The following is a 22169-nucleotide window of genomic DNA, read 5'->3' as shown; positions in this document are numbered from 1 at the left end:
CATAAGGTGCGAAGAAGTGGATTCAGCCTTTGCTTTGCGGTGCGGGTGACGGTTTGTTTTCACTGAACAAATGAGGATGGCGCTCGGCGGCGGCCTTTTTCACTTGCTCACTGAAAGCAACGGCGGTCTTGGGTAGAGGGGAGGCGACGTCATCGGCGGAAACTTCGTTGACGCGGGGTACCCAGGTGTTGAAGTCATCGAACAAACTGTCGCCACCGGTGAAATATGCGCTGTCCTTGAATTTGAGCGACCGCTCTTGGTCATCAACGGTTTCTTGCGAGTTTTGTACCGCCAGTGTGACGTGCAGGTCAGGAACGAAGCCGAGCCCCAGGCCAATCGACTCCGATTGCATTTGCCCGCTGATGGCAGCGTTATAGCCTGACAAAAGGGGGTCGAGTCGGTCATGGGTCTGGGCTTGGGAGTCCATCACTGGCAGCGTGACGAACAAGCCGGGCACCATCGAACGCTGCACACTCGCCAGGTCCAGGTGTCGGTCCGGATAGTCGTAGCGGTCCACGCCTGTCGGTGGCAAGTGTTGATCTGGGGTCATTCCGGAGGCCGGCGGTTGCGGTAACACCGAAGAATCGATGCGCAGCTGCAGTTGTGCCGTGGAGAAGCCGCCATGATCGTCGGTTATCCGGTAATTGATCGTCGGTACCGCGCCAAGATAGTTGGTGTTCGGCACGAATCGATAGCTGCCGTCGCGCGCCAGGGTAAAGGTACCGACGCCGGCGATCACCACGCTGTTACCGGCCGCATGGGTGCCGGTAACCCCATTAATAGTGAAGTCGACTATGTGAATCGTATCGTTCTCTGGGTCGCTGTCGTTGCCCAACACGCTGCCGTTGATGGGCTCGCCTTGAAGTCCGGTCTGGACACCGTCATTGAGCGCCACGGGGGGCTCGTTGATATGGATTCGAACCTGGGCGGTGTCGCTGCCGCCGAGACCGTCACTGATCACGTAGGTAATGAGCACATCTCCCGTCACACCGGCTGCCGGGGTGAAATCCAGAGTGCCGTCGGGGTTGATCGAGACGCTGCCGTCCGGGCTTGTGGCGTGGGTAACGGTGAGTGGCGAGCCGTTCGGATCGGTGTCGTTGCCCAGCACATTGATGGACCGGATCGGTGTGTCGCGGTCCGTCAGCAAGACACCGTCGTCGTTGGCAATTGGCTTGGGGTTGACCCGGATCGTCAGGTCGGCGCTATCAGTGCCGCCCTTGCCATCGCGGAGGCTGTAGGTCACCACCGGTAGATCACCGTGGAAGGTCGACAACGGGGTGAACAGGTAGCTGCCGTCGGCATTCAGGGTGAGGGTACCGACGCCGGTAATCGTCGCGGTGTCGCCAGGGTTGAAGCTGCCGCTGACGCCGGCGATGGTATACCCGCTGACGCTGAGGGCATTGCCTTCCGGATCGCTGTCGTTGGGCAAGACATTGCCGCTGGCCGGATCACCTTGCTGAACGGTTTGCAGGCCATCATCCACCGCCACGGGTGGCGCGTTGACGCGGATAGTCAGGTTGGCGCTGTCAGTGCCGCCCGCGCCGTCGCTGATGCTGTAGGTCACCACCGGCACATTCCCGTGATAGGTCGACAGCGGCGTGAACAGGTAGCTGCCATCGGCATTCAGGGTGAGGGTGCCGACGCCGGCAAGGGTCGCGGTGTCGCCAGCGTTAAAACTGCCGGCGACGCCAGTGATGGTGAAGCCTGTGACACTGAGGGCATTGCCCTCCGGGTCGCTGTCGTTGGGCAAGACATTGCCGCTGGCTGGATCACCTTGCTGAACGGTTTGCAGGCCATCATCCACCGCTACGGGTGGCGCGTTGACGCGGATGGTCAAGGTGGCGCTGTCGGTACCCCCCAGGCCATCACTGATGCCGTACGTTACCACCGGCACATCGCCGTGATAGGTCGACAGCGGGGTGAACAGGTAGCTGCCGTCGGCATTCAGGGTGAGGCTGCCGACGCCGGTAATCGTCGCGGTATCGCCAGGGTTGAAGCTGCCGCTGACGCCATTGATGGTAAATCCGCTGACACTGAGGGCATTCCCATCCGGGTCGCTGTCATTGGGCAACACGTTGCCGCTGGCCGGATGACCTTGCTGAACGGTTTGCAGACCATCATCCACCGCCACGGGTGGCGCGTTGACACGGATGCTCAAGTCGGCGCTGTCAGTACCGCCCACGCCATCGCTGATGCCATAGGTCACCACCGGTACATCGCCGTGATAGGTCGACAGCGGCGTGAACAGGTAGCTGCCATCGGCGTTCAGGGTGAGGGTGCCGACGCCGGTAATCGTTGCGGTGTCGCCAGGGCTGAAGCTACCGGCAACGCCATTGACGGTGAAACCCGTGACACTGAGGGCATTGCCATCCGGGTCGCTGTCGTTGGGCAGCACGTTGCCGCTGGCCGGATCACCTTGCTGAACGGTTTGCAGGCCGTCATCCACCGCCACGGGCGGTGCATTGACGCGGATGCTCAGGTTGGCGCTGTCAGTGCCGCCTGCGCCATCGCTGAGGCCGTAAGTCACCACCGGTACATCGCCGTGATAGGTCGACAGTGGGGTGAATAAATAGCTGCCATCGGCATTCAGGGTAAGGGTGCCGACGCCGGTAATCGTTGCGGTGTCGCCAGGATTGAAGCTACCGGCGACACCAGTGATGGTAAATCCGCTGACGCTGAGGGCATTGCCCACCGGGTCGCTGTCGTTGGGCAGCACGTTGCCGCTGGCTGGATCACCCTGTTGAATGGTTTGCAGGCCGTCATCCACCGCCACGGGTGGCGCATTGACGCGAATGCTCAAGTCGGCGCTATCAGTGCCGCCCACACCGTCGCTGATGCTGTAGGTCACCACTGGCACATTCCCGTGATAGGTCGACAGCGGCGTGAATAAATAGCTGCCATCGGCATTCAGGGTGAGGGTGCCGACGCCGGTAAGGGTTGCGGTGTCGCCCGGGTTGAAGCTGCCGGCGACGCCAGTGATGGTGAAGCCCGTGACACTGAGGGCATTGCCGTCCGGGTCGCTGTCGTTGGGCAACACATTGCCGCTGGCCGGATCACCTTGCTGAACGGTGTGCAGACCGTCATCCACCGCCACGGGTGGTGCGTTGACGCGGATAGTCAGGTTGGCGCTGTCAGTGCCGCCCACACCGTCGCTGAGGTTGTAGGTCACCACCGGTACATCGCCGTGATAGGTCGACAGCGGCGTGAACAGGTAGCTGCCGTCGGCATTCAGGGTGAGGCTGCCGACACCGGTAATCGTCGCGGTATCGCCAGGGTTGAAGCTACCGGCGACGCCAGTGATGGTGAATCCACTGACACTGAGGGCATTGCCCTCCGGATCGCTGTCGTTGGGCAACACGTTGCCGCTGGCTGGATCACCCTGTTGAATGGTTTGCAGCCCGTCATCCACCGCCACGGGCGGTGCATTGACGCGGATGCTCAAGTCGGCGCTGTCAGTGCCGCCCGTGCCATCGCTGAGGCTGTAGGTCACCACCGGTACATCGCCGTGATAGGTCGACAGCGGCGTGAACAGGTAGCTGCCGTTGGCATTCAGGGTGAAGGTGCCGACGCCGGTAAGGGTCGCGGTGTCGCCAGGGTTGAAGCTGCCGGCGATGCCATTGAGGGTGAACCCCGTCACGCTGAGGACATTGCCCTCCGGATCGGTGTCATTGGACAGCACGTTGCCGCTGGCCGGGTTCCCTTGCTGGACGGTTTGCAAACCGTCATCGGCGGCGAGCGGTACGGTATTGAGGTGGACGGTGATCGAACGGGTCGTATTCTTCTGGCCTTCGGCCCCCTGGTCCTGACCGCTACCGGCAGTGCCACTGTCGGCGGTGTTCGGGTTCTGGTCATTGAGGACGAAATCGACTTGCACGTCGGCACTGGCGGACGTCGAAGGGTTGGTGTTGCTGTAGGTCACCGCGCCCATGACCTTGCCGACTACCGAGCGGTCGGCAGTGCCATTGAAGGTGACCTGCAAACTGCCCGAGGCATTGCTGAGGGTGCCGACCGTCACGCCGTCAACGATCAGGTCGTTGCCATTGACCTGGACGCCGACCGCGTCATTGCTGGTGTCGCTGTCGAAGAGACCAAAGACATCGTTGGCATTGCTGGCGCCCTGACGGCTGATGGTCAGGGTCGCGCCCAGCCATTTGCCCGGACTCACATCCAGCTCAGTATCGCTGACGGTCACGTTGCCATCGCCGTCCAGGCGGATAGGGCTGCCACCTTTGGTCACTGTCTGGACATTGCTCAGCCCTGAGGCCAGCGGCGCGTCATTGACGGGGGTCACTGTCACATTGATCGTGCGGGTGGTGATCAACTGGGCGCTGGAGGCATCCGCGTAAGCGTAATCACCGGGGTTCTGGCTGGCATCGTTGGTGTCGCCGCCCAGGGCACCGGGGCGCTGACCGATGCTGCCGCCATCGTTGACGGTGACCGTTACAGTGAAGGTGCCCGTGTAGTCGGCTCCCGCCGGCGCGCCCGCAGCGGTCGGATAGGTGATGGTCAAGGCTTGCAAGCGTGCATTGACCTGGGCTTGGGTGGCACCTGTGAGCGTGATCGTATCGCTGCCAAGTCCGCCAACGGTACCGCCGCTGCCGCCCACGGCAGAGATGACGCCTTGGCTGACGTGAATGGTTGCAGAGAAGGTGTTGGCGCCGTTGGCATCCGGGTCGCTGATCGAGAACGCGCCCACGCTGCCGGTCAGGTTCAGGGTCGCCGAGCCTTCCTTGACCGTGACATCACCCGCGGTAATGTTGGTCGGGTTGTTGATGCTGGAGACGAACAGGTTGCGCGTGTTGCTCGCCATATTGAGCGTCAGAGAGCCAGGCAAGGCAGCATAGGGATTGATCACGGTGGTGGGCGCGCCCACCACTGCGGCGCCCGACGGATTCAAGCCGCCGTTGGCCAGGCCGGCAGGATCCAGCGTCCCAGTCGCCACGTCACGCACGCGATCATCGGCGATCACTTGGACCCTGTAGCTTGTGTCTGTGTTGGCGAGGCTGCCACTGAGTGTGACCTGGAGCCCGGCGAGGTAGGCGTTGACATTGGCCCGGGTGCCACGGATCACCAGCGCGTTGCCAGTGCCGGTGTGGGTGTCATCGACCTCGAACGTGGTGTGGTCTTCGGTCGGTGAACTGGTCGACCCGAGCACGATGTCGGCATACGCCGCCTGGTTCAGTGGGACGCTGCTGGCGTTGGTCAGACGCACGGTGACCTGGATGAAATCCTGTTCGGGTGAATTGGTTTCACCGGCGGGCGCGGTAATGCCACCGCCGTCGCTGTAGTCCGGATCGGCGACAGCGAAACCGGTCACGGCTACGGCTACACCCCCTTGGCCGATCGACAGGTTGCCACCGCTTGCCGTGACCGTAGGCGCGTCGTTCGTTGCCTGCAGGGTGATGGCTAGTTGGCTTGTCTGAGACACCGGGGCGACGCTGCCGCTGCCCGTGTCACCGCCGATGGCGGCGGCGCCTTCGTCAATTCGCAGACTGAGCGTGACATCGCCCGCCGCCACGCCGTTGACGTCATGGTTGGCATTGGTTGCACTGGTGTACGTCAAGCCGTTGCTGGCGTCGTTGAGCAGCGACTGGATATCGTCGGCGCGCCCGACCAGCGTCACGCTGTTGCTGTTGTCTCCGCTGATGGTGACGGTACGCCCTGAGGCCAGGGTAATGGACGTTTGTGCGCCGGTGCCGGCGATCCCCAGCACGCCTTGCCCCCCTGGAACACTGACGGTGACAGAGACAGGGATGTCGAACGCCGTGGACTCGGTGTCCACCACCGAGATGCCATTGATGGCAGTTCGACGGTCTTCGTTGATCTGCACGGAAGCCGGAATGGCTACGCTGGGCGCGCCATTGATGGTGGAGACGCGAATCAACACGCTGGCCTGGGCAAGGTTGAGATCCGTGCCGGCGACACTGTCGGCATAGCCGTCGAATTCCACGGCGGATATGGGTTGCCCGCTGCCACCCGGGACTGCCGCCTGGTTTTCCAAGCCGCCATTGGCACCGGCGATCAGGTTGCCGCCGGTGTCACGCAAGCGGTCATCGACGACGACCTGGATGCGGTATTGATGATCTTCGTTGCTGGGGTCATTGACGCTGGCGCTGAGGGTCGCCAATGCCGCGTTGACCTCGGCGCGCGTGCCGCGCAGCACCAGGTAATCGCCATTGCCGTCTTTATCGCCATCGCGAGTAGCGCCGCCGCCGAGGCCGACCGACAAGGTCACACCCGCATAGTCGCCCGCCGTAAAGGCCGTGCCGTCAGTCTGGGTCAAGCGCACGATGACTTGCACCGCATCCGGTGTGCTGGGGCTGCCGCCCAAGTCATCCGGGTCGCTCACCACGAAGCCACCGACCGGATTGTGGGTGGCGGTGGTGCTGTCGAGGTTGATGGGACTGCCAGGGGCGGTCACCGTTGGCTTGTCGTTGGTCGGCAGGATTTCGATGTTGTAGGTCGATGCAGTGGCTGCAGCGCCCTGGGCAAACGAGCCGTTATCGTTCGCGCTGAAATCACCATCACTGACGATGTAGGAGAAGGAGTCGTTGCTGGTTTCGCTGCCGTCGTGCTGATAGGAGACACGGCCGGCGTCCAGATCGGCCTGGGTGAACACCGAGCCAAGCCCCAGCACGCCGCCATTGAGCAGCAGGTTGCCGTTTTGCGGGATTACGGTGAGTCGGTACTGCCGCTGCACACTCGAGTTGTCGTCGTCGCGATAGACCAGGTGTGCACCCGCCACCGGGCCATTCACGGTCCCTGAGCCATCGCCATTGGCGTAGCCGGTGGAGCCACCAATCACGACGGCTTGACCTTCGTGGATAGCGCCGGCCTCACCATCGATCAACTGGGATTTTGAGCTCAACTCAGGCGCATCATTGACCGGTGAAATGGTGACCGGTACGACCAGGACCGCGCCGGTACTCGATTGATTGGTGCCGGCCGCGATGGCTACGCCCTGATCGTCGACCGGTACGACGGTAAAACTGTCGGTGAAGTTTTCGCTGCCATCATGGACATATTTCAGATCGCCCGCAGCGAGTTGCACCGTGGTGATCGTCTGGTTCAACGTGACGTTCACGCCGTTCAAAGTCAGATGACCGAACTGCGGCAGCACGGTGACTTGCAGCAGCACATCGTTGGTCGCGGCGTATTGGGTGCCGCCGCTGGCATCGCCTTGCCTGTCCGGGTCGGCGACCACGATATTGCGGTCGGTGACGGTGACGGTGCCGCCTTCGGCGGTGAATACCCGACCATCGTTGATGGCAGTGGGCGTGTCGTTCTTCGGCACAATGTTCAGGCTGAAGTTCTCGGTCACGGTGGTCAACGTGCCGTCGGAGACCGAGAACTGGAAGCTGTCGACGAAGTGTTCATCGCCGCTGTGCTGGAACGTCACAAGCCCGTTGTTCACGTCGGCTTGAGTGAACGTGCCGAAGGCGCCGATGGCGACACCATTGACCAGCAGGGTGCCGCTGCCCGGTGTTACAAGGACGCGGTAGGTCAGCCCGTCGGCCGCAGTGAAATCGTCACTGGTATTCAGGTCGGCGGCGGTCAGCGTGTAAGTGCCGGCTTCATCAAGCGTCGCGGCCTTGTCGCCACCGACGACGGGCGCGGTATTGGACGGTGGATCGGCGGGGATCGGGCCAGGAACGGTCACGGTCTCGGGCGGCACGTTGACGTTGAAGGTATTGACCGTCAACGTACTGTTGGCGGCGTCGGTGTCGTAGATGCCGCCATCCCGTGAGCTTGGATACAGGCGAACGCCGCCGTCCTTGACTGTGAAACTCATGCTGTCGGTTCGCGCCGCACCGGTGTAGGCGCGGACGTGGTAGACCACGTTGCCGGCATTGACGTCGGCCTGGGTGAATTTCGACCCGACCACCAGCAGGCCACCGTTGAGGGTGAAATACCCAATGTTCCTGTCGGGCACCGCGGTGAGCGTGTAACTCAGGCTGGACGAGAAAGAGTCGGTGTCGGTGACCTGTAACATGCCGCTGGTGACTACCCGTGTCATTTCGCCGGGGGCCAGGGTCTGGGTAATGCTGTGGTCCAGGACCGGATCGTCGTTATTGGGCAGGAGAGTCAGGTTGACGGTCAGCGTCGAGGTTTTCGGAACATTCGTGCCGCCGCCGTCGTCGGTGACCTTGAGGTTGAAGCTGTCAGTCGTGCCCGTTGCGCTGGGCTCGCTGCCGTTGTGACTGTAGGTGAGCTTGCTCAGGTCGTTGATGACGAACCCGGTATTGGTAATCGCCACACCGTTGTAGAACAGCGTGCCATGGGTCGGCAGGGAATCCAGCGTATAGCTGAAATCGACACCAGGGGCCTGGTCCGGATCGCTGATCTGAATGGACCCGCGTGGGGTGCCAATGGGCGTGATCAAGTTGCCGTTATCGGTGAGGCTGACGTTCTGCTCACCCTCGATAATGGTGATCGTGCCGCTCGATGTGGGCGCCTGATCGACTGGGTTGATGTGAATCTGTACGACCTGGTCGCGGAGGACGCCACCGGCACCGTCATCGATGGTGATGGTGAAGGTGTCGGTGAGGCCGGCAGGGGCGGTGACCTGGTCGCCGTTGTGGCGATAGCTCAGGTTGGCGATCTGATCGATGGAAAAACTCGAACCGATGCCCAATTCCTTGCCGTTGAGCAGCAAGGTGCCGTCACTGGCTAATGACGTGAGTTTGACGATGACTTGCTGCTGCACGTTATCGACATCGTTCAAACCCAGGTTGGCCTGGGTGAAACCTTTGCCGTCTGCGGTGTTGATTGCCCCGGAGAAACTCGCGGAGCCACCTTCGTCCACTTGCAACGCCGGGCCGCTGCCGGTAATCGCAGGTGCGTCGTTGACGGGGGTTATGTTGATGCTGATGGTCTTGCTGGTGATACTGCTGCCGTCATCGCTGGTCAGGGTAAACGAGGCACCACCATTGAAATTCTGGTCGCCTGCGAACGACATACCGTTGAGGGCGGCGTTGATGTCCGCCAGGGAGCCGCTGAAGCTGATACTTGTGCCGCCGTTGCCCGTCAGCCCGGTAAGGCCATTGGTGTTCGCCAGGCTCAACGTGCCGTGGCTGGCATTCAAGGTGATGTGCTGTGTGGCGGTGTCATCGCTGACACTGACGCCGCTGATCGCTACATGAGCATCTTCGGCACCGCTGCGCGGCACGACGGCGGTATCGGCAATGACAGCCGCCGCACCGTCAAAAAGCATCCGCTGTTCGAGCGCGAACAACCTATTGCGTGACACGGGGGACGCATGGGTACGGGAGTGGATGCTTTTCACCGGTTTGATCCTGGCTTGTTGATCTTATTAGATTTTTTTCTGGCAGCCGTTAATCAAGTATGACCCTTTCAAGGTGCTAAGCGTCCTGCGCAACCCCCTAGAGGACTCGGATGACAAGCCTCTATTACGTCAGCGTTTTCCTATCCCTATGCAAACGTTTGCTCGTATGCGGCGCTCGGGGCGCCTGCGATCTGCCGCTATGTCGGTCCCACGGGGAAAACCTTGAGCCGAGCCAGCTTCTTTTTCGTCGATCAGGAGAGCCAGGTGGCAGCTTCGTTGCGGCCCTCGTACGCCGCTTGATGGCGAGGGCGTGCTGCAGCGTGGCTGATGGGGGTTATACCGCGATTGCATTGTGCTATCAATGCTTATGAACTTCGGAGGTGACCAGCTTAAATATTCGACCGGATCCCCTTATTGCGCCTTGAATACCAAGCTTGGGGTCATGCCTGGCACGTTCCAGTACTGCTTGCAATTGTCCACTTGGCCATCTTCCTGGCGTCAGCAGTGGCTCGTCGCGCCCAGGCGCCTGCCTAAGCGTGCGTCCAATGAATAGGCGCCGCCTCCGCGTGCGACGAGGTAGAGGGCAAGAAATCCCATCAGTACCGGAAACTCAATGCCTCGGTCTATCCAGGGCCATGTCGGTCCGAGGGCGTAGCTTATTGCAAGCATTTGAAGGGTGATGAGCAGGGCAACCAGCCTCGTGGCCAGCCCCATCGCCAGCATGAGTGCGCCGGCCGTCTCCAGGAGCATGACCAGAAAGGCGAGCTGCGCGGCGAAGGGCAGTCCCATCACGTTCTGGATGAGATTGATTGACGCGGTCATGGGGTCGGCCATCGATCCATGGGCAGTTCCCAGAACCTTCGGCAATCCGTGGGTAAAAAGGACGACAGCGAAGGCGATTCGCAGCAGGGTGTAAAAATATGGTTCGAAACGGGCGCCCCAAGTACTCACGGCGGCCAAAATGGAGCCCGGCGACGATCTGTTTTCAGTGGTCATGAGTCGTTCCTGGCAAGGTTGCTTGACGTGCTGATATGTGGCTTCTGTAACGACCCCGGCATGGCGTGCGGGGTCGATGCGCCTCGGATTATTCGAGCGCCATTCTTCTTGTTTGGGGCGAGGAGATAAATCTTCAGATGTTGCCATGTGAATTCAATGAGAGAGAACAATCGGCGCAGTGGCCAAAAAGGAGTGCAGCAAAAGTCGGAAGCGCGAAGGTAGAGAGGCGGGCGGGGAGGAAGCGGAGAGAGGGGGAGACTGGTCGATGCTAAGTGGTTGAATAATAAGAATGAAATAATTTTTTATAACTAAAATAAATAATAAATAAAAATAAACGACCTAATAGATATAGGACAAGGTCGTCGCAAAATAATACTCTAATTGAAAGAAAATTATTTCGCAATCCGAAAAAACAAAAAAGAGCGAAAAAAAATGATCAAGACATCAAGGCATGAAGCGGGCGATTCCGAACTGTCCTCGGACCTGGATGAAAAGAAAGCCCGCAGTACCGTCCAGTCACTGGCCAAAGGCTTTCGTGTGCTGGAGGCGTTCACCGCCGAGAACGATGAGTTGACCCTGAGCCAGATCGCTGTCACTGCCGATCTCGATCCGGGTACCACTTTTCGCATGCTCAATACGCTGGTGGACTTGGGCTACGTGTCCCGGATCCCGGAGAGTCGACGTTTTGCGCTGACGCTCAAGGTGCTTGACCTGGGTTTTCACGCCATTGCCCGCACAGACTTGCGCAGCATTGTGCGGCCCATTCTTCGAGGACTGGTCAGTGAAACCAATGAGGCCGCCAGCTTCGCCGTACTGCAAGGCGCCGATGTGCTGTATCTGGAGCGGGTGCGGGCAGGTATCACTCGGTTGGGCGTGGATATCCGTATTGGCACCACTGTGCCCGCGACCCAGACGGCGATAGGCCAGTCGATTCTGGCTTTTCTGCCGGAGCAGCAGGTCCACAAAGTGCAGGCGCTCACCCCGACGATGCCCTTCAGCATGCGTCCGCATGCCATGGAGCGTCCGCTTTTGGAGTTGTTGGGGCAAATTCGTGAAGATGGCTTTGTGTTGACCGAATCCCTGTTCACCGATGGCCTGAGAATTCTCGCGGTACCGGTGCTGGACATCGACGGACATCCCGTCGGGGCGATCAGTATCGCAGCCCCCTCTATCCGGTGTACGGCGGAAGAACTTAGAAGCCGGGCATTGGGTTCTACGCTGGAAGCGGCCAAGTCTATCGGCAAGGCATTGGAAGCCAATGGAAGTATTGGCTCCAACGTTTAGGTATTCATATTGAGTTACGCGGACTCACACTGAAGTCCGCATGAGTTTAAGCATTGTAAGTATTTACGATGTTCGCACCTGCACGCCCCGACAATGTGAAAATAATAAAGGAAGTGCCATGTTGATGCAGAACTTAAAAATAGAGCCTGTCGCTGAAGAGGTGAAAAGCCAGGCAAATATCAGTGCAAGACTTGAACGTTTACCGATTACCCGACAAGTCTTCTGGGCCCGGAACATTATTGGTGCGGCCACGTTTTTCGATGGCTATACCGTTATCGCGATTGCCTATGCGATGCCGGTGCTGGCCAAGGAGTGGAACCTGACCGCGACGCAAATCGGCATGATTCTTTCATTTGGTTATCTCGGCCAATTGCTCGGTGCTGTGTTCTTCGGCTGGTTGGCTGAACGCATCGGTCGGATGAAGGTGCTGACCTTCACCATTCTTCTATTCGTTGCCATGGATGTGGCCTGCCTGTTCGCCTGGAGCGCGGGATCGATGATCCTGTTCCGCTTCCTGCAGGGCATCGGCACGGGGGGCGAGGTGCCGGTGGCCAGCGCTTACGTCAATGAATTGATCGGCTCGAAAAAGCGCGGCAAGTTCTTCCTGCTCTACGAGGTCATGTTTCTGCTCGGGCTGGTCGGCGCGGGCATCATTGGGTACCTGTTGGTGCCGGTCTACGGCTGGAAGGCCATGTTCGCGGTGGGTCTGGTCCCGGCCGTGATTTTGATTCCACTGCGTTTCTTTCTCTTTGAATCGCCGCGCTGGCTCGCGTCAAAGGGCCGGCTCCAGGAGGCTGATCGCATTGTGACGCGCTTGGAAAGTAGCGTGTTGAAATCCGGCAAACAGCTCGCCCCCGCAGTGGAAGTACCACAAATACCCAAGCCTGCCGGGGCTCAAGGCTGGCGAGAGCTGTTCCATGGCATGTACTTCAAACGCTCAATGGTTATCTGGGCGATGTGGTTCGGGGCCTATATGGTTGCCAATGGCCTAATCACTTGGTTGCCGACGCTGTATCGCCAACATTTCAATCTGCCGCTCGACACCAGTCTGGCCTATGGCTTCATCACGTCGGGCGCCGGGGTGGTCGCCGCGGTCATCTGCGCTTTGTTGATCGACCGGTTCGGGCGCCGTCGCTGGTACATGGGGGCTTTGTTCCTGGGCGCCATACCCTTGTCGGTGCTGGCCCTGACGGGTGCGACATCACCCCTGCAGATTCTTCTGCTGGCCGGTCTCGGGTACGCCCTGGTACAGACCGTGACGTTCTCGCTCTATCTCTATTCGGCAGAGCTTTACCCCACGCGTCTGCGTGCGTTGGGGACCGGCCTGGGCAGTGCCTGGCTGCGCCTGGGGTCGGCCACGGGGCCGTTGATTGTGGGAATGACGGTATCCCAAGTTGGCGTGCATTACGTATTTGGAATATTTGCAGTGATATTAATCCTCACCGGCTGTATCACTGCATTGTTTGCCATTGAAACCAAGGGCCGAATACTGGAGGAACTTTCACCTTGATATAAAGATACGCGAGATCTCTGATTAATCCGTTGCACCGTTAAATTTCAATAAACCCCAAGCGATAGTTGTTTATATGGCTTGCGTTCCTGCACGCGTCAGTTGCGGACACTGAGTAAACAGAGGAAATAACATGAGCACTAAGAACACAATCGATCTCAAAGGCCTGGTACCAGCGCCGGTCACTCCGTTCACCCGTGATGGCAAGGTCGATCATGACGCTATTCAGAAACTGGGTTCCTGGCTGGGCAGCTTCGAGGGTGTCAAAGGCTTGGTGGTGCTGGGTCATGCGGGCGAGGGCACCTTCCTGACCCAGGCCGAGCAAGCCTCGGTGATCCAGAGCTTCAAGGAGTCGGTCGGCGGGCGGATCCCGATCATCGCCGGCATCACCGGCGAAGGCACCCAAGTGGCCGCCGAAGAAGCCCAGCGGGCCGTCGACGCAGGTGCCAGTGCGGGCCTGGTTTATCCTTCCCACGGCTGGCTGCGCTTCGGCTATCAGAAAGGCGCGGCCCAGGATCGTTATCGCGCGATTTACGAGCACAGCGGCCTGCCACTGATCCTGTTTCAATATCCCGATGTGACCAAGGCCACTTACGACTTGGAAACTCAGCTGGAGATCGCTAAACAGCCTGGCGTTTTCGCCATGAAAAACGGTGTGCGTAACATGCGCCGTTGGGACACCGAGATCCCGGTGGTCCGTCGTGAAGTCCCGGATCTGCAGATTCTCACCTGCCATGACGAATACCTGTTGCACACCATGTTCGACGTGGACGGGGCGTTGGTAGGCTACGGCAGCCTGACCCCCGAACCCCTGATCGAACTGATCGCCGCCGGCAAGCGTCGGGATTATCCTGCGGCCCGTGCCATTCACGACAAACTGCTGCCCGTTACCCGTAACGTCTACCACCGTGGCTCGCATATGGAAGGCACCGTGGCGCTCAAGCACGGCCTGGTGGCGCGCGGCATTCTGGAGCATGCCACCGTGCGCTCGCCGTTGCTTCCACTGGCTGAAGGCGCTGACCGCGAAATCGCCGACGCCTTGCGCTCCGCCGGCCTGATCTGACCCAGGAAGGAGGGGACGGTGTGCCCCTCCCATTGTTCTAGCCGCACAGGGTCTCGTGTTCTCGGGACCCTTTTGGCCCACCCATTGAGATAACCGCTGCAACCTTCGATCAATTCCGTCCCGCCAACGATTCGGTGATTCGTCTGGCCCGGGAGCGGACCGCTTGTGCCCTTCAATAACAACAACAGGGGAATCACGGTCTTGAAAACACTCACACTGCGTTTCGCGGGCATTCTATTGTGTGTCGCGCTGTCGTCGCCTCGCTTGTTCGCCGAGGGGCTGGTTGACGATAGCAAAGCCACGGTGACCCTCCGGAACTTCTTCTTCGAACGCCATTTCACCGCGCCTGATGCCGCACAAGACCATGCGCGGGAGTGGACACAAAGCTTCATTTTCGATCTTCGATCAGGTTTTACCTCCGGCGCTGTCGGGTTCGGTGCCGATATCCTGGGCAAGTACGCGGTCAAGCTGGACGGCGGCGCGGGGCGTTACGGCGCGTTGTTATTGCCCAAGGATGGCGACGGGGAACCGGCCAGCAGCTTCGGCCGGCTAGGCGTTGCCCTCAAGGCGAGAATCTCCGCTACGGAGTTGAAGGCAGGTGAATGGATGCCCAATCTCCCCATCGTTACCGCCGATGACTTCCGCGCACTGCCACAAACCTTCGAAGGTACGCAGTTGTCGTCCCAGGACGTGAAAAACTGGACGCTGTTCGCCGGGCAGCTCAACAAAACCAGCCTGCGCAATGATTCCTCCATGGAAGACCTCGCGTTCGGCAGTGCTCGCAGCGATGGGTTCAACTACTTGGGCGCCGACTACCGTTCAGCCTCGAAAAACACCACCGTTCGTTTATGGAGCGGCCAGTTGGAGGATATCTACCAGCAGCATTATGTCGGCCTGAACCAGCGCTGGTCCTTGTCCCCGGCCGTCGCATTGAACACCAACCTGGGGTATTTCTGGGGCAAGGACGACGGCGCCGCCAAGGCCGGACGTCTGGATAACCGTACGGCATCGTTGCTGGTCGGCCTGGGCATCTATCAGCACACATTCAGCCTGGGTTTGCAGCAGGTCAGCGGTGAAACGGGCTGGATGAGAATCGCCGGTACCGGCGGTATCTACCTGGCGAACAACACCTTCAACCATGCCTTCGACAACCCACGGGAGCGATCCTGGCAGCTACGCTACGACTTGGATTTCGCGGGTTATGGCGTACCAGGATTGTCGTTGATGACCCGCTATGTCCACGGCGACGGCGTACGGTTGCAAAACGTCCAGGATGGCTCGGAATGGGTGCGCGAGTCCGAGCTGGGGTATGTGGTCCAGAGCGGCAGCCTGAAGAATCTGGCTTTGCGCTGGCGAAATGCGAGCGTGCGTCGAGGGTTCAACAGTTCCGATTACGATGAGAATCGGTTGATTGTCAGTTATCCGATTGGGTTTCTATAAAGATTGATAGTGGTCGACGGCTATCATTCCGGGCAGCGGACTGTCAGGAAAAATGACAGCTGTCGACCAATTCCTATATGTGGCATCACCTGGCGATAGCCAAGTGCTTGGTCATTCATTGCACCTGCAGCTCGCGCAACTCACCTCCCTCTTGCTTCAAGCGCTCCAGATATGTGGCGGCGTCCAGCAGTTGATAAGGAAAGTAGAGGCCTGGCGGAGTGGCGGGGCGACCGTCCAGCCCGAGCAGTCGTTCCAGGTTCATGGCGACGCTGAGGCCAGTCAGTGGTGCCGCACCTCTCGGGTGGACGACGGCATGACGTGTGCGCAGCGGTTCGCCGTTAAGGTCCTCGCCCCTGAGTTCGATAATGATCTCGGTAGACATCGGCTTACCTTCGCGTCGGGTCGAACTCACCCCGATGGCCAAGTTGAACTGGACACTGGGCGCACCCGTTGCAGCCGCCAGGCCGACGACGTCAATGGACGAGAAGCCGGAAGCTTCGATTTCAGTACCATCCAGCGCACGGAAGCTGACCTTGGAATCCTCACCTTCGCGCCAGACGTACACGCCATCGCGCCGTGTCAACGCGGCGGGCAGCATTCTGTTCAGGTGTTCGAAGTCGGTGGCGACGGTGGGACCCCCGGTGTCCTGTTCATCGACCAACGCGTTGAGGCTGATATCGTCGATCCGGCCGAATGCCTTGGCAATGTCCAGCGTCGATACGGTTGTTGCGCCGACCAGCCATTCATAACCGAGGACGATGGCCGAGGCTCCGGGAGAGTGCATGTAGGTCGCGATTTCCGGCGCGATCTCGAAAACCCCCGATGAGATGCTGAGGTGTGGCACGCCGCGCTTTTGGGCGTAACGGAGTCCGGCAAGGGCATGGTCCATATAGAAGACTGCCACACCGCTGACCGAACGATTTCCAAGGCCCAGATCTTCTGCCGTGGGATCGATCAACACGCCCTGCGCACCGCCGATTTGCTCTGCGGCCCGCTGAGCCTTGCCAAGGTCGCGTCCGCCGATCAGCAGCGGCACGTCGGGATGGGCTGCGCGCAGCGCACGGGCAGTGTGGTGGCCGATAGCGCCAGATCCGCCCATTAAAAGGATAGGATTAAGTGACATCGTATATTCTCCTTCTTGCTTGGGTTTAACCTACTATTGGTAGGTACCCTAGCACGACTTCACACCTTTCAACCTACCATTGGTAGGTTTTTTATCTGGAAACGACAAAGTGCAAAAAGACGCCGTCTCTAATACAGCTGCGCGCCGGCTTTCGAAAGCCGAACGGCGACAACAATTGCTGGATACCGCGTTACTGATCGTGCGTGAGGAAAACGCCGATCGGCTGACGTTGGGTCATCTGGCCGTTCGCGCAGGAGTATCCAAACCGGTTGTCTACGATCATTTCGGCACCCGGTCGAGCCTGTTGATCGAGCTCTATAAGTGGATCGATACCGAGCGGGTCAACGCTTTCCGCGACGCGATGTCCACGGCTGTAAGGAGTGTGGAGGAGACGGCCCAAGTCCTGGCCAGTGCCTACATCCAATGCGCGGCAGACAACACCGACGAGTTCCATGCAGTGGGCGCCGCCCTGGCAGGCAGCGAGGAGAAGGCGGCGGTTTTCCAGGAGCTTCTGGATAACTGCGTGCAAATGTTCGTGGCCGTGCTCGAGCCTCACGCGACCTGCTCAGGGGAAGCGCTCGAGCGATGCTGTACTGGCCTGGTCGGCGCGGGGGAAGCGCTTGCGGGGGCGTTGGTACGGGGGCGTTATGGCGAGGAGGCGGTGATTGAAGCTTTCGCTTCGCTGATCCGGGGCGTGCTACAGGACGACTGAGGCTGGAACACGATGAAGGAGCGGGGCGAGCTATCGGCTGTCAGTGGCCGATTCGTGAAGACATTTCGGGATCTCCCTACTCGTCGTCTTCCTTCATATGAAAAATCGTATAGGGCAGGATCAGCGTATCGGCGACGAAACTGAACGGCAGGTCGATGACTGCAAACGGTGCCAGGGCACTCATGGCCCCCGCGTTTCCGCTCGTCGAGTCTTTGATGATCGCCATGTCGACAGAAACGCCGCAGTAAGGGTGAAGACCGCACATGTGCCCGTAGCTCGAGCTTTCGTTGACCGTCGCGCATCCCGTCAGCAGTGCCAACGCCAAAGCCGTTACTACCATCCGCATAACGTCGCCTCATCCTGAAAGTACGCGACTGTAGCATTGATGACGAGTGGGCTATAGGGGCTGGCTTCTTTCCCGCGCTGCAAAGTGAACAGCCCGGCGGTATGCGTCCGGGCTGCGGCAGAGAGGCTTTTGATTCCTGCTGCATTGCAGGCTTGTCAGTGAGAATGTCGCGGCTCACCGCTACGAGCGATCACGCGCAGATGCAACGTGGCAGGCTCCAGGCAGCCCCCCGTGGAAAGTTGTCCCACCAGTTGCCGATACAGCTCCTGCCAAGGCGTTTGCGACGGCGGAATGTTGGGCGTCCATTCGAGTCGACGCTGGGCCATCTCGGCCTCGTCGATCAGCAGGTTCACGGTCCGGGTATTGAGGTCGACTTTCAGGCGATCGTTGGTTTTGAGCAACGCCAGGCCGCCACCCACGGCGGCTTCAGGGGACATGTTGAGGATCGACGGGCTCGCCGAGGTGCCGCTCTGGCGGCCGTCGCCGAGGCAGGGCAGGGAGTCGATGCCTTGTTTGATCAGGGCGGCGGGCGGCGCCATGTTCACCACCTCGGCACTGCCAGGGTAGCCCACGGTGCCGACACCGCGGATGACCAGGATGCAGCGTTCGTCGATGTCCAGCGCCGGGTCATCAATGCGAGCGTGATAATCCTCCGGGCCTTCGAACACGATGGCCCGGGCTTCAAAGCTATTCTCGGCGCCCGGTTCGGAGAGGTAGGTCTTGCGAAACGCTTCGCCCACCACCGACATCTTCATGATCGCGCTGTCGAAGAAGTTGCCGCTGAGTACGATGAATCCGGCGCGGTGCTTGAGCGGGGTGTCGAAGGGATAGATCACATCGGCGTTGCTGGTCAGGCTGCTGCTGACGATTTCGCCGATGGTCCGGCCGCTGACCGTGGCACAGTCTTCATGCAGGCGCCCGGCTTTTTGCAGTTCATGCATGACCGCTGGCACGCCGCCGGCCCGATGGAAACCTTCACCCAGGTATTTGCCCGCCGGCATGCAATTGACCAGCAGCGGCACGTCCTCGCCAATCCGTTGCCAATCATCCAGGCTCAGCTCGACGCCCATGTGCCGCGCAATGGCGATCAGGTGCGGCGGGCAGTTGCTCGACGCGCCCAGTGCCGAGGCGACGGCGATGGCGTTCTCAAAGGCTTCCCGGGTCATGATTTGCGAGGGGCGTACGTCTTGCAGCACCAGTTCGCAGATGCGCTTGCCGGTGGCATAAGCCATTTGCCCGCGCTCGCGATAGGGCGCCGGAATACTCGCACAGCCCGGCAGCGACATGCCCAGCGCTTCAGCCAGGGCGTTCATCGACAGGGCGGTGCCCATGGTGTTGCAGTGGCCTACCGACGGCGATGCCGCGGTGGTCATTTCCATGAAGCCTTCGTAATCGATCTCGCCGGCAGCCATCAGATTGCGCGCATGCCAGAGCACGGTGCCTGAGCCAATCAGTTCGCCCTTGTGGTGGCCGTCGAGCATCGGGCCGCCGGACAGGACAATCGCCGGCAGGTCGGTGGTCGCCGCCGCCATCAGGCAGGCGGGCGTGGTCTTGTCGCAACCGGTGGTGAGCACCACGCCATCCAATGGATAACCATGGAGGATTTCCACCAGCCCCAGGTAGGCCAGGTTACGGTCCAGCGCTGCGGTGGGACGGCGCGACTGTTCGGCAATCGGGTGCACCGGGAATTCCATGGGAATCCCACCGGCATCACGAATACCAGCCTTGACCCGTTGCGCCAGCTCAAGGTGGTGACGGTTGCAGGGCGTCAGGTCGCTGCCGGTCTGGGCGATGCCGATGATCGGGCGTCCCGATTGCAGCTCTTCGCGGGTCATCCCGTAATTCATGTAGCGCTCGACGTACAAGGCTGTCATGTCCGCGTGGGCAGGATCATTGAACCATTGCTCGCTGCGCAGGCGGCGTCTTGGCGTGTCACTCATGATTCATTTCTCTCTTGTAATTAGTTGAGTCGACAGACTGTCTTGCGTCAGCGGGCGAGCAACCCCCGGGAGGCGAGGTTACGCAGCAGGGCGCTGACGCCGAAGGTCCAGGGGGCAGCGTCAGAGCTGTGGGTGACCTGGTTATGCAGGCTCCCGAGCAATGGGCTGCTGATACTGACCCGATCACCCAGTTTGTGGGTGAAGCCGCTGCCGACATGATCACGATCTTCAGTAGGGGCGAACAGCGTCCCGAGGAACAACAGGAAACCATCCGGGTACTGGTGATTGGCATTGAGGGTCTGGCCTGCCAGGTCCAGCGGGTCACGACTGATCTGGCTCATGGAGCTGGAGCCGTGCATGCGGTAACCGTCCTCGCCTTGTACCTCCAGATCGACCACGCAGGCCCGCACATCATCCAGGCCGAAGTGCTCGTCGAACAAGCGAATGAAGGGCCCGATGGCGCAGGATGCATTGTTGTCCTTGGCTTTGCTCAGCAACAGCGCACTGCGGCCTTCGAAATCCCGCAGATTGACGTCGTTGCCCAACGTGGCGCCGTGGACCTGGCCGCGGCTATTCACGGCCAGCACCACTTCGGGTTCCGGGTTGTTCCATTGGGAGCCCGGATGAATGCCGATGCGGCTGCCAGTGCCGACCGCCGCCAGCACCGGAGCCTTGGTGAAGATTTCCGCGTCCGGACCGATGCCGACTTCCAGGTACTGCGACCACATACCCTGTTCGATGAGCAAGGCTTTCAGGCGCATGGCTTGCTCGGAACCTGGCACGATCGAGCGCAAGTTGTCGCCGATCACGCTGTGCACGGTGGCGCGTACGGCTTCGGCTTTGGCCGCGTCGCCGCCGGCCTGTTCCTCGATCACCCGCTCGATCATGCTGGCGGCGAAGGTCACGCCGGCGGCCTTGATTACTTGCAAATCCAGGGGCGGTAACAGCGACGGTTTGGACGGGTCGGCGTCAGGGCCTGTGTTGGCCAGCAGGGCTTCGACACTGGCGATGAAGGTGCCGGGTGTCTGCCTCACGGCGGTCAGTGGCGATTCTGTTTCCAGCAAGTCACTCAATGTCGCAAAACGATCCGACAGGTCGAACACGCCGTCGCTGCGCAGCACGATGGGCGAAGGCCCGGCGATCCGGCCAGGCACCCAGGCGCGGCCAATCAGGGTACCGGCCACCCCATCGGCCGGCAGGGTGTTCTCGGGAGTAAGCAATGGCGACATAGAGAGGCTTCCTGATTTTTGTAGTGCTTTCACGCTAGGGTGGGCTGCCGATAAACTCCAATGAGATATATTCAGTATTCGATAACGCCAGGTTATTGCCGGCCCGAGGGATATCCATGTCTGATCTGTCCTTTTCCAACTTTTGCGGGTGGCTCAAATTTCGGCATCTGCTGCTGATCGACACCTTGGGGCGCACCCGCAATATGCATGTGGCGTCGCAGCAGATGAACCTCAGCCAGCCGGCCGTCAGCAAGATGCTCAAGGAGATCGAAAGCCTGCTCGGCTTCGCGCTGTTCGAACGGCTGCCGCGGAGCATGCCGCCCACGGCGTTGGGCGAGCATGTGCTGCGTTATGCGCAGATCGCCTTGAATGACGCGCGTTCGTTCGTTGAGCAAATCAGCAGCCTGCGCGAGGGCGGTCACGGTTACCTCAAGGTCGGTGGGATTTTTGCCGCGACGGCAGTGGCCTTGCCCGAGGCGATCCTGCAAATCAAACAGCGGTGGCCGTTGCTGTCGATTGAAGTCGTGGAGCAGACCAGTAATCACCTGATGGAGATGCTCGAGGAGAAGAAGCTCGACCTGGCGGTGGCCCGTTTTACCGATCAAAGCCAGCAGCAGCGCTATGATTTCCAGCCCCTGGCGCCGGAACCGTTCTGCATCGTGGTCAATAGCCGCCATCCGCTGGCAAACGCCGGGCCCACGTCCTTGCAACAATTGGTGGACTTGCCGTGGATTCTCTATCCGGTCGGTACGCCCATTCGTGCTCGCATGGAACTGGCCTTCGCCGAGGCCGGGGTCGGGATGCCGCGCAATACCATCGATACCATCTCCATGCAGACTTTCCTCCAGGTCCTGCAACGTGGGCCCATGATCGGGATGCTGCCCGATGCCATGGTTCATCCGCTGCTCGAAAGCGGCCAGTTAAAGACCCTCGACACCCCGTTGCACCTGGTGCCACAGGACTACGGCATCCTTACGCGCAAGGACGAACCGCTGGTAGGTGCGGCGCTGGAGTTCGCCGAGATTCTCAAGGACAACGCCCGTCTGAGCGGTTGAATGTGCCGCCGCCATCGCGAGCAAGCTCGCTCCCACAGTTGTTTTGTGTTGACTGAAAGATCCGCCACACTCCCGCCCCCTGTGGGAGCGAGCTTGCTCGCGATGGCGTCGGATCAGCCAGCGCTGAACCCTGTGGCGAGGGAGCTTGCTCCCGCTGGGCTACGCCGTAGCCCCCTTGCCAAACC

Annotated in this window: 12 protein-coding genes; 6 read left to right on the top strand and 6 right to left on the bottom strand. The window is 60.3% G+C overall.

Annotated elements, in window-relative coordinates:
• Positions 1 to 22: 22 nt before the first annotated feature.
• Together CD58_RS16805 and CD58_RS16800 are read right to left on the bottom strand one after the other, a co-directional pair.
• Positions 23 to 9286, bottom strand: a complete 9264-nt coding sequence (locus CD58_RS16805) for an Ig-like domain-containing protein (RefSeq protein ID WP_144238582.1) — start codon at positions 9284 to 9286, stop codon at positions 23 to 25.
• A gap of 498 nt (positions 9287 to 9784) precedes the next feature.
• Positions 9785 to 10282 carry a DoxX family protein gene (locus CD58_RS16800; protein ID WP_025214163.1) on the bottom strand — a complete coding sequence of 166 codons (498 nt, stop codon included), beginning with the start codon at positions 10280 to 10282 and terminating at the stop codon, positions 9785 to 9787.
• Between the two features lie 432 nt (positions 10283 to 10714).
• Between CD58_RS16800 and CD58_RS16795 the strand changes: the two genes are divergently transcribed.
• From CD58_RS16795 to CD58_RS16780, 4 genes are all read left to right on the top strand, one after another.
• The gene (locus CD58_RS16795; protein ID WP_025214162.1) at positions 10715 to 11566 is read left to right on the top strand and encodes an IclR family transcriptional regulator; all 852 of its coding nucleotides are present in this window, start codon (positions 10715 to 10717) and stop codon (positions 11564 to 11566) included.
• A 118-nt stretch (positions 11567 to 11684) separates the two neighbouring features.
• Positions 11685 to 13076 (top strand): MFS transporter, encoded by a 1392-nt coding sequence (locus tag CD58_RS16790; protein ID WP_025214161.1) that lies wholly within the window; start codon positions 11685 to 11687, stop codon positions 13074 to 13076.
• Positions 13077 to 13209: 133 nt separating this feature from the next.
• Positions 13210 to 14139 carry a dihydrodipicolinate synthase family protein gene (locus CD58_RS16785; protein WP_025214160.1) on the top strand — a complete coding sequence of 310 codons (930 nt, stop codon included), beginning with the start codon at positions 13210 to 13212 and terminating at the stop codon, positions 14137 to 14139.
• A 216-nt stretch (positions 14140 to 14355) separates the two neighbouring features.
• A complete protein-coding gene (locus CD58_RS16780; RefSeq protein ID WP_235195326.1) occupies positions 14356 to 15579 on the top strand; it encodes an OprD family porin in 1224 nt (407 codons plus the stop codon).
• Between the two features lie 115 nt (positions 15580 to 15694).
• Here CD58_RS16780 and CD58_RS16775 read toward each other — a convergent pair whose 3' ends face one another.
• Positions 15695 to 16702, bottom strand: coding sequence for an NAD(P)-dependent oxidoreductase (locus CD58_RS16775; RefSeq protein ID WP_025214158.1), 1008 nt, complete (start codon positions 16700 to 16702; stop codon positions 15695 to 15697).
• 109 nt (positions 16703 to 16811) lie between these two features.
• Here CD58_RS16775 and CD58_RS16770 point away from each other — a divergent pair, with 109 nt between their 5' ends.
• The gene (locus CD58_RS16770) at positions 16812 to 17414 is read left to right on the top strand and encodes a TetR/AcrR family transcriptional regulator (RefSeq protein WP_025214157.1); all 603 of its coding nucleotides are present in this window, start codon (positions 16812 to 16814) and stop codon (positions 17412 to 17414) included.
• Between the two features lie 76 nt (positions 17415 to 17490).
• Here CD58_RS16770 and CD58_RS16765 read toward each other — a convergent pair whose 3' ends face one another.
• The 3 genes from CD58_RS16765 to CD58_RS16755 all read right to left on the bottom strand — a co-directional run bounded on the left by CD58_RS16765 (position 17491) and on the right by CD58_RS16755 (position 20929).
• Positions 17491 to 17760: a YceK/YidQ family lipoprotein gene (locus CD58_RS16765; RefSeq protein WP_025214156.1), complete on the bottom strand. Its 270-nt coding sequence runs from the start codon at positions 17758 to 17760 to the stop codon at positions 17491 to 17493.
• Between the two features lie 155 nt (positions 17761 to 17915).
• Positions 17916 to 19700, bottom strand: coding sequence for an IlvD/Edd family dehydratase (locus CD58_RS16760; protein WP_025214155.1), 1785 nt, complete (start codon positions 19698 to 19700; stop codon positions 17916 to 17918).
• A gap of 47 nt (positions 19701 to 19747) precedes the next feature.
• Positions 19748 to 20929: a fumarylacetoacetate hydrolase family protein gene (locus CD58_RS16755; RefSeq protein WP_025214154.1), complete on the bottom strand. Its 1182-nt coding sequence runs from the start codon at positions 20927 to 20929 to the stop codon at positions 19748 to 19750.
• Positions 20930 to 21045: 116 nt separating this feature from the next.
• Here CD58_RS16755 and CD58_RS16750 point away from each other — a divergent pair, with 116 nt between their 5' ends.
• On the top strand, positions 21046 to 21984 hold the full coding sequence (locus CD58_RS16750) for a LysR family transcriptional regulator (protein WP_025214153.1): 939 nt from the start codon (positions 21046 to 21048) through the stop codon (positions 21982 to 21984).
• Positions 21985 to 22169 lie beyond the last annotated feature (185 nt).

Origin of the sequence: Pseudomonas brassicacearum (assembly GCF_000585995.1) — a bacterium.
GTDB lineage: Bacteria > Pseudomonadota > Gammaproteobacteria > Pseudomonadales > Pseudomonadaceae > Aquipseudomonas > Aquipseudomonas brassicacearum_A.
This window is presented reverse-complemented; position numbering and strand designations above follow the sequence as displayed.

Excerpts from the sequence above, each read along its gene's own strand:
- CD58_RS16765 (WP_025214156.1), bottom strand. The coding sequence starts at position 17,760 with ATGCGGATGGTAGTAACGGCTTTGGCGTTGGCACTGCTGACGGGATGC.
- CD58_RS16755 (WP_025214154.1), bottom strand. The coding sequence starts at position 20,929 with ATGTCGCCATTGCTTACTCCCGAGAACACCCTGCCGGCCGATGGGGTG.
- CD58_RS16785 (WP_025214160.1), top strand. The coding sequence starts at position 13,210 with ATGAGCACTAAGAACACAATCGATCTCAAAGGCCTGGTACCAGCGCCG.
- CD58_RS16790 (WP_025214161.1), top strand. The coding sequence starts at position 11,685 with ATGTTGATGCAGAACTTAAAAATAGAGCCTGTCGCTGAAGAGGTGAAA.
- CD58_RS16795 (WP_025214162.1), top strand. The coding sequence starts at position 10,715 with ATGATCAAGACATCAAGGCATGAAGCGGGCGATTCCGAACTGTCCTCG.
- CD58_RS16750 (WP_025214153.1), top strand. The coding sequence starts at position 21,046 with ATGTCTGATCTGTCCTTTTCCAACTTTTGCGGGTGGCTCAAATTTCGG.
- CD58_RS16760 (WP_025214155.1), bottom strand. The coding sequence starts at position 19,700 with ATGAGTGACACGCCAAGACGCCGCCTGCGCAGCGAGCAATGGTTCAAT.
- CD58_RS16775 (WP_025214158.1), bottom strand. The coding sequence starts at position 16,702 with ATGTCACTTAATCCTATCCTTTTAATGGGCGGATCTGGCGCTATCGGC.
- CD58_RS16800 (WP_025214163.1), bottom strand. The coding sequence starts at position 10,282 with ATGACCACTGAAAACAGATCGTCGCCGGGCTCCATTTTGGCCGCCGTG.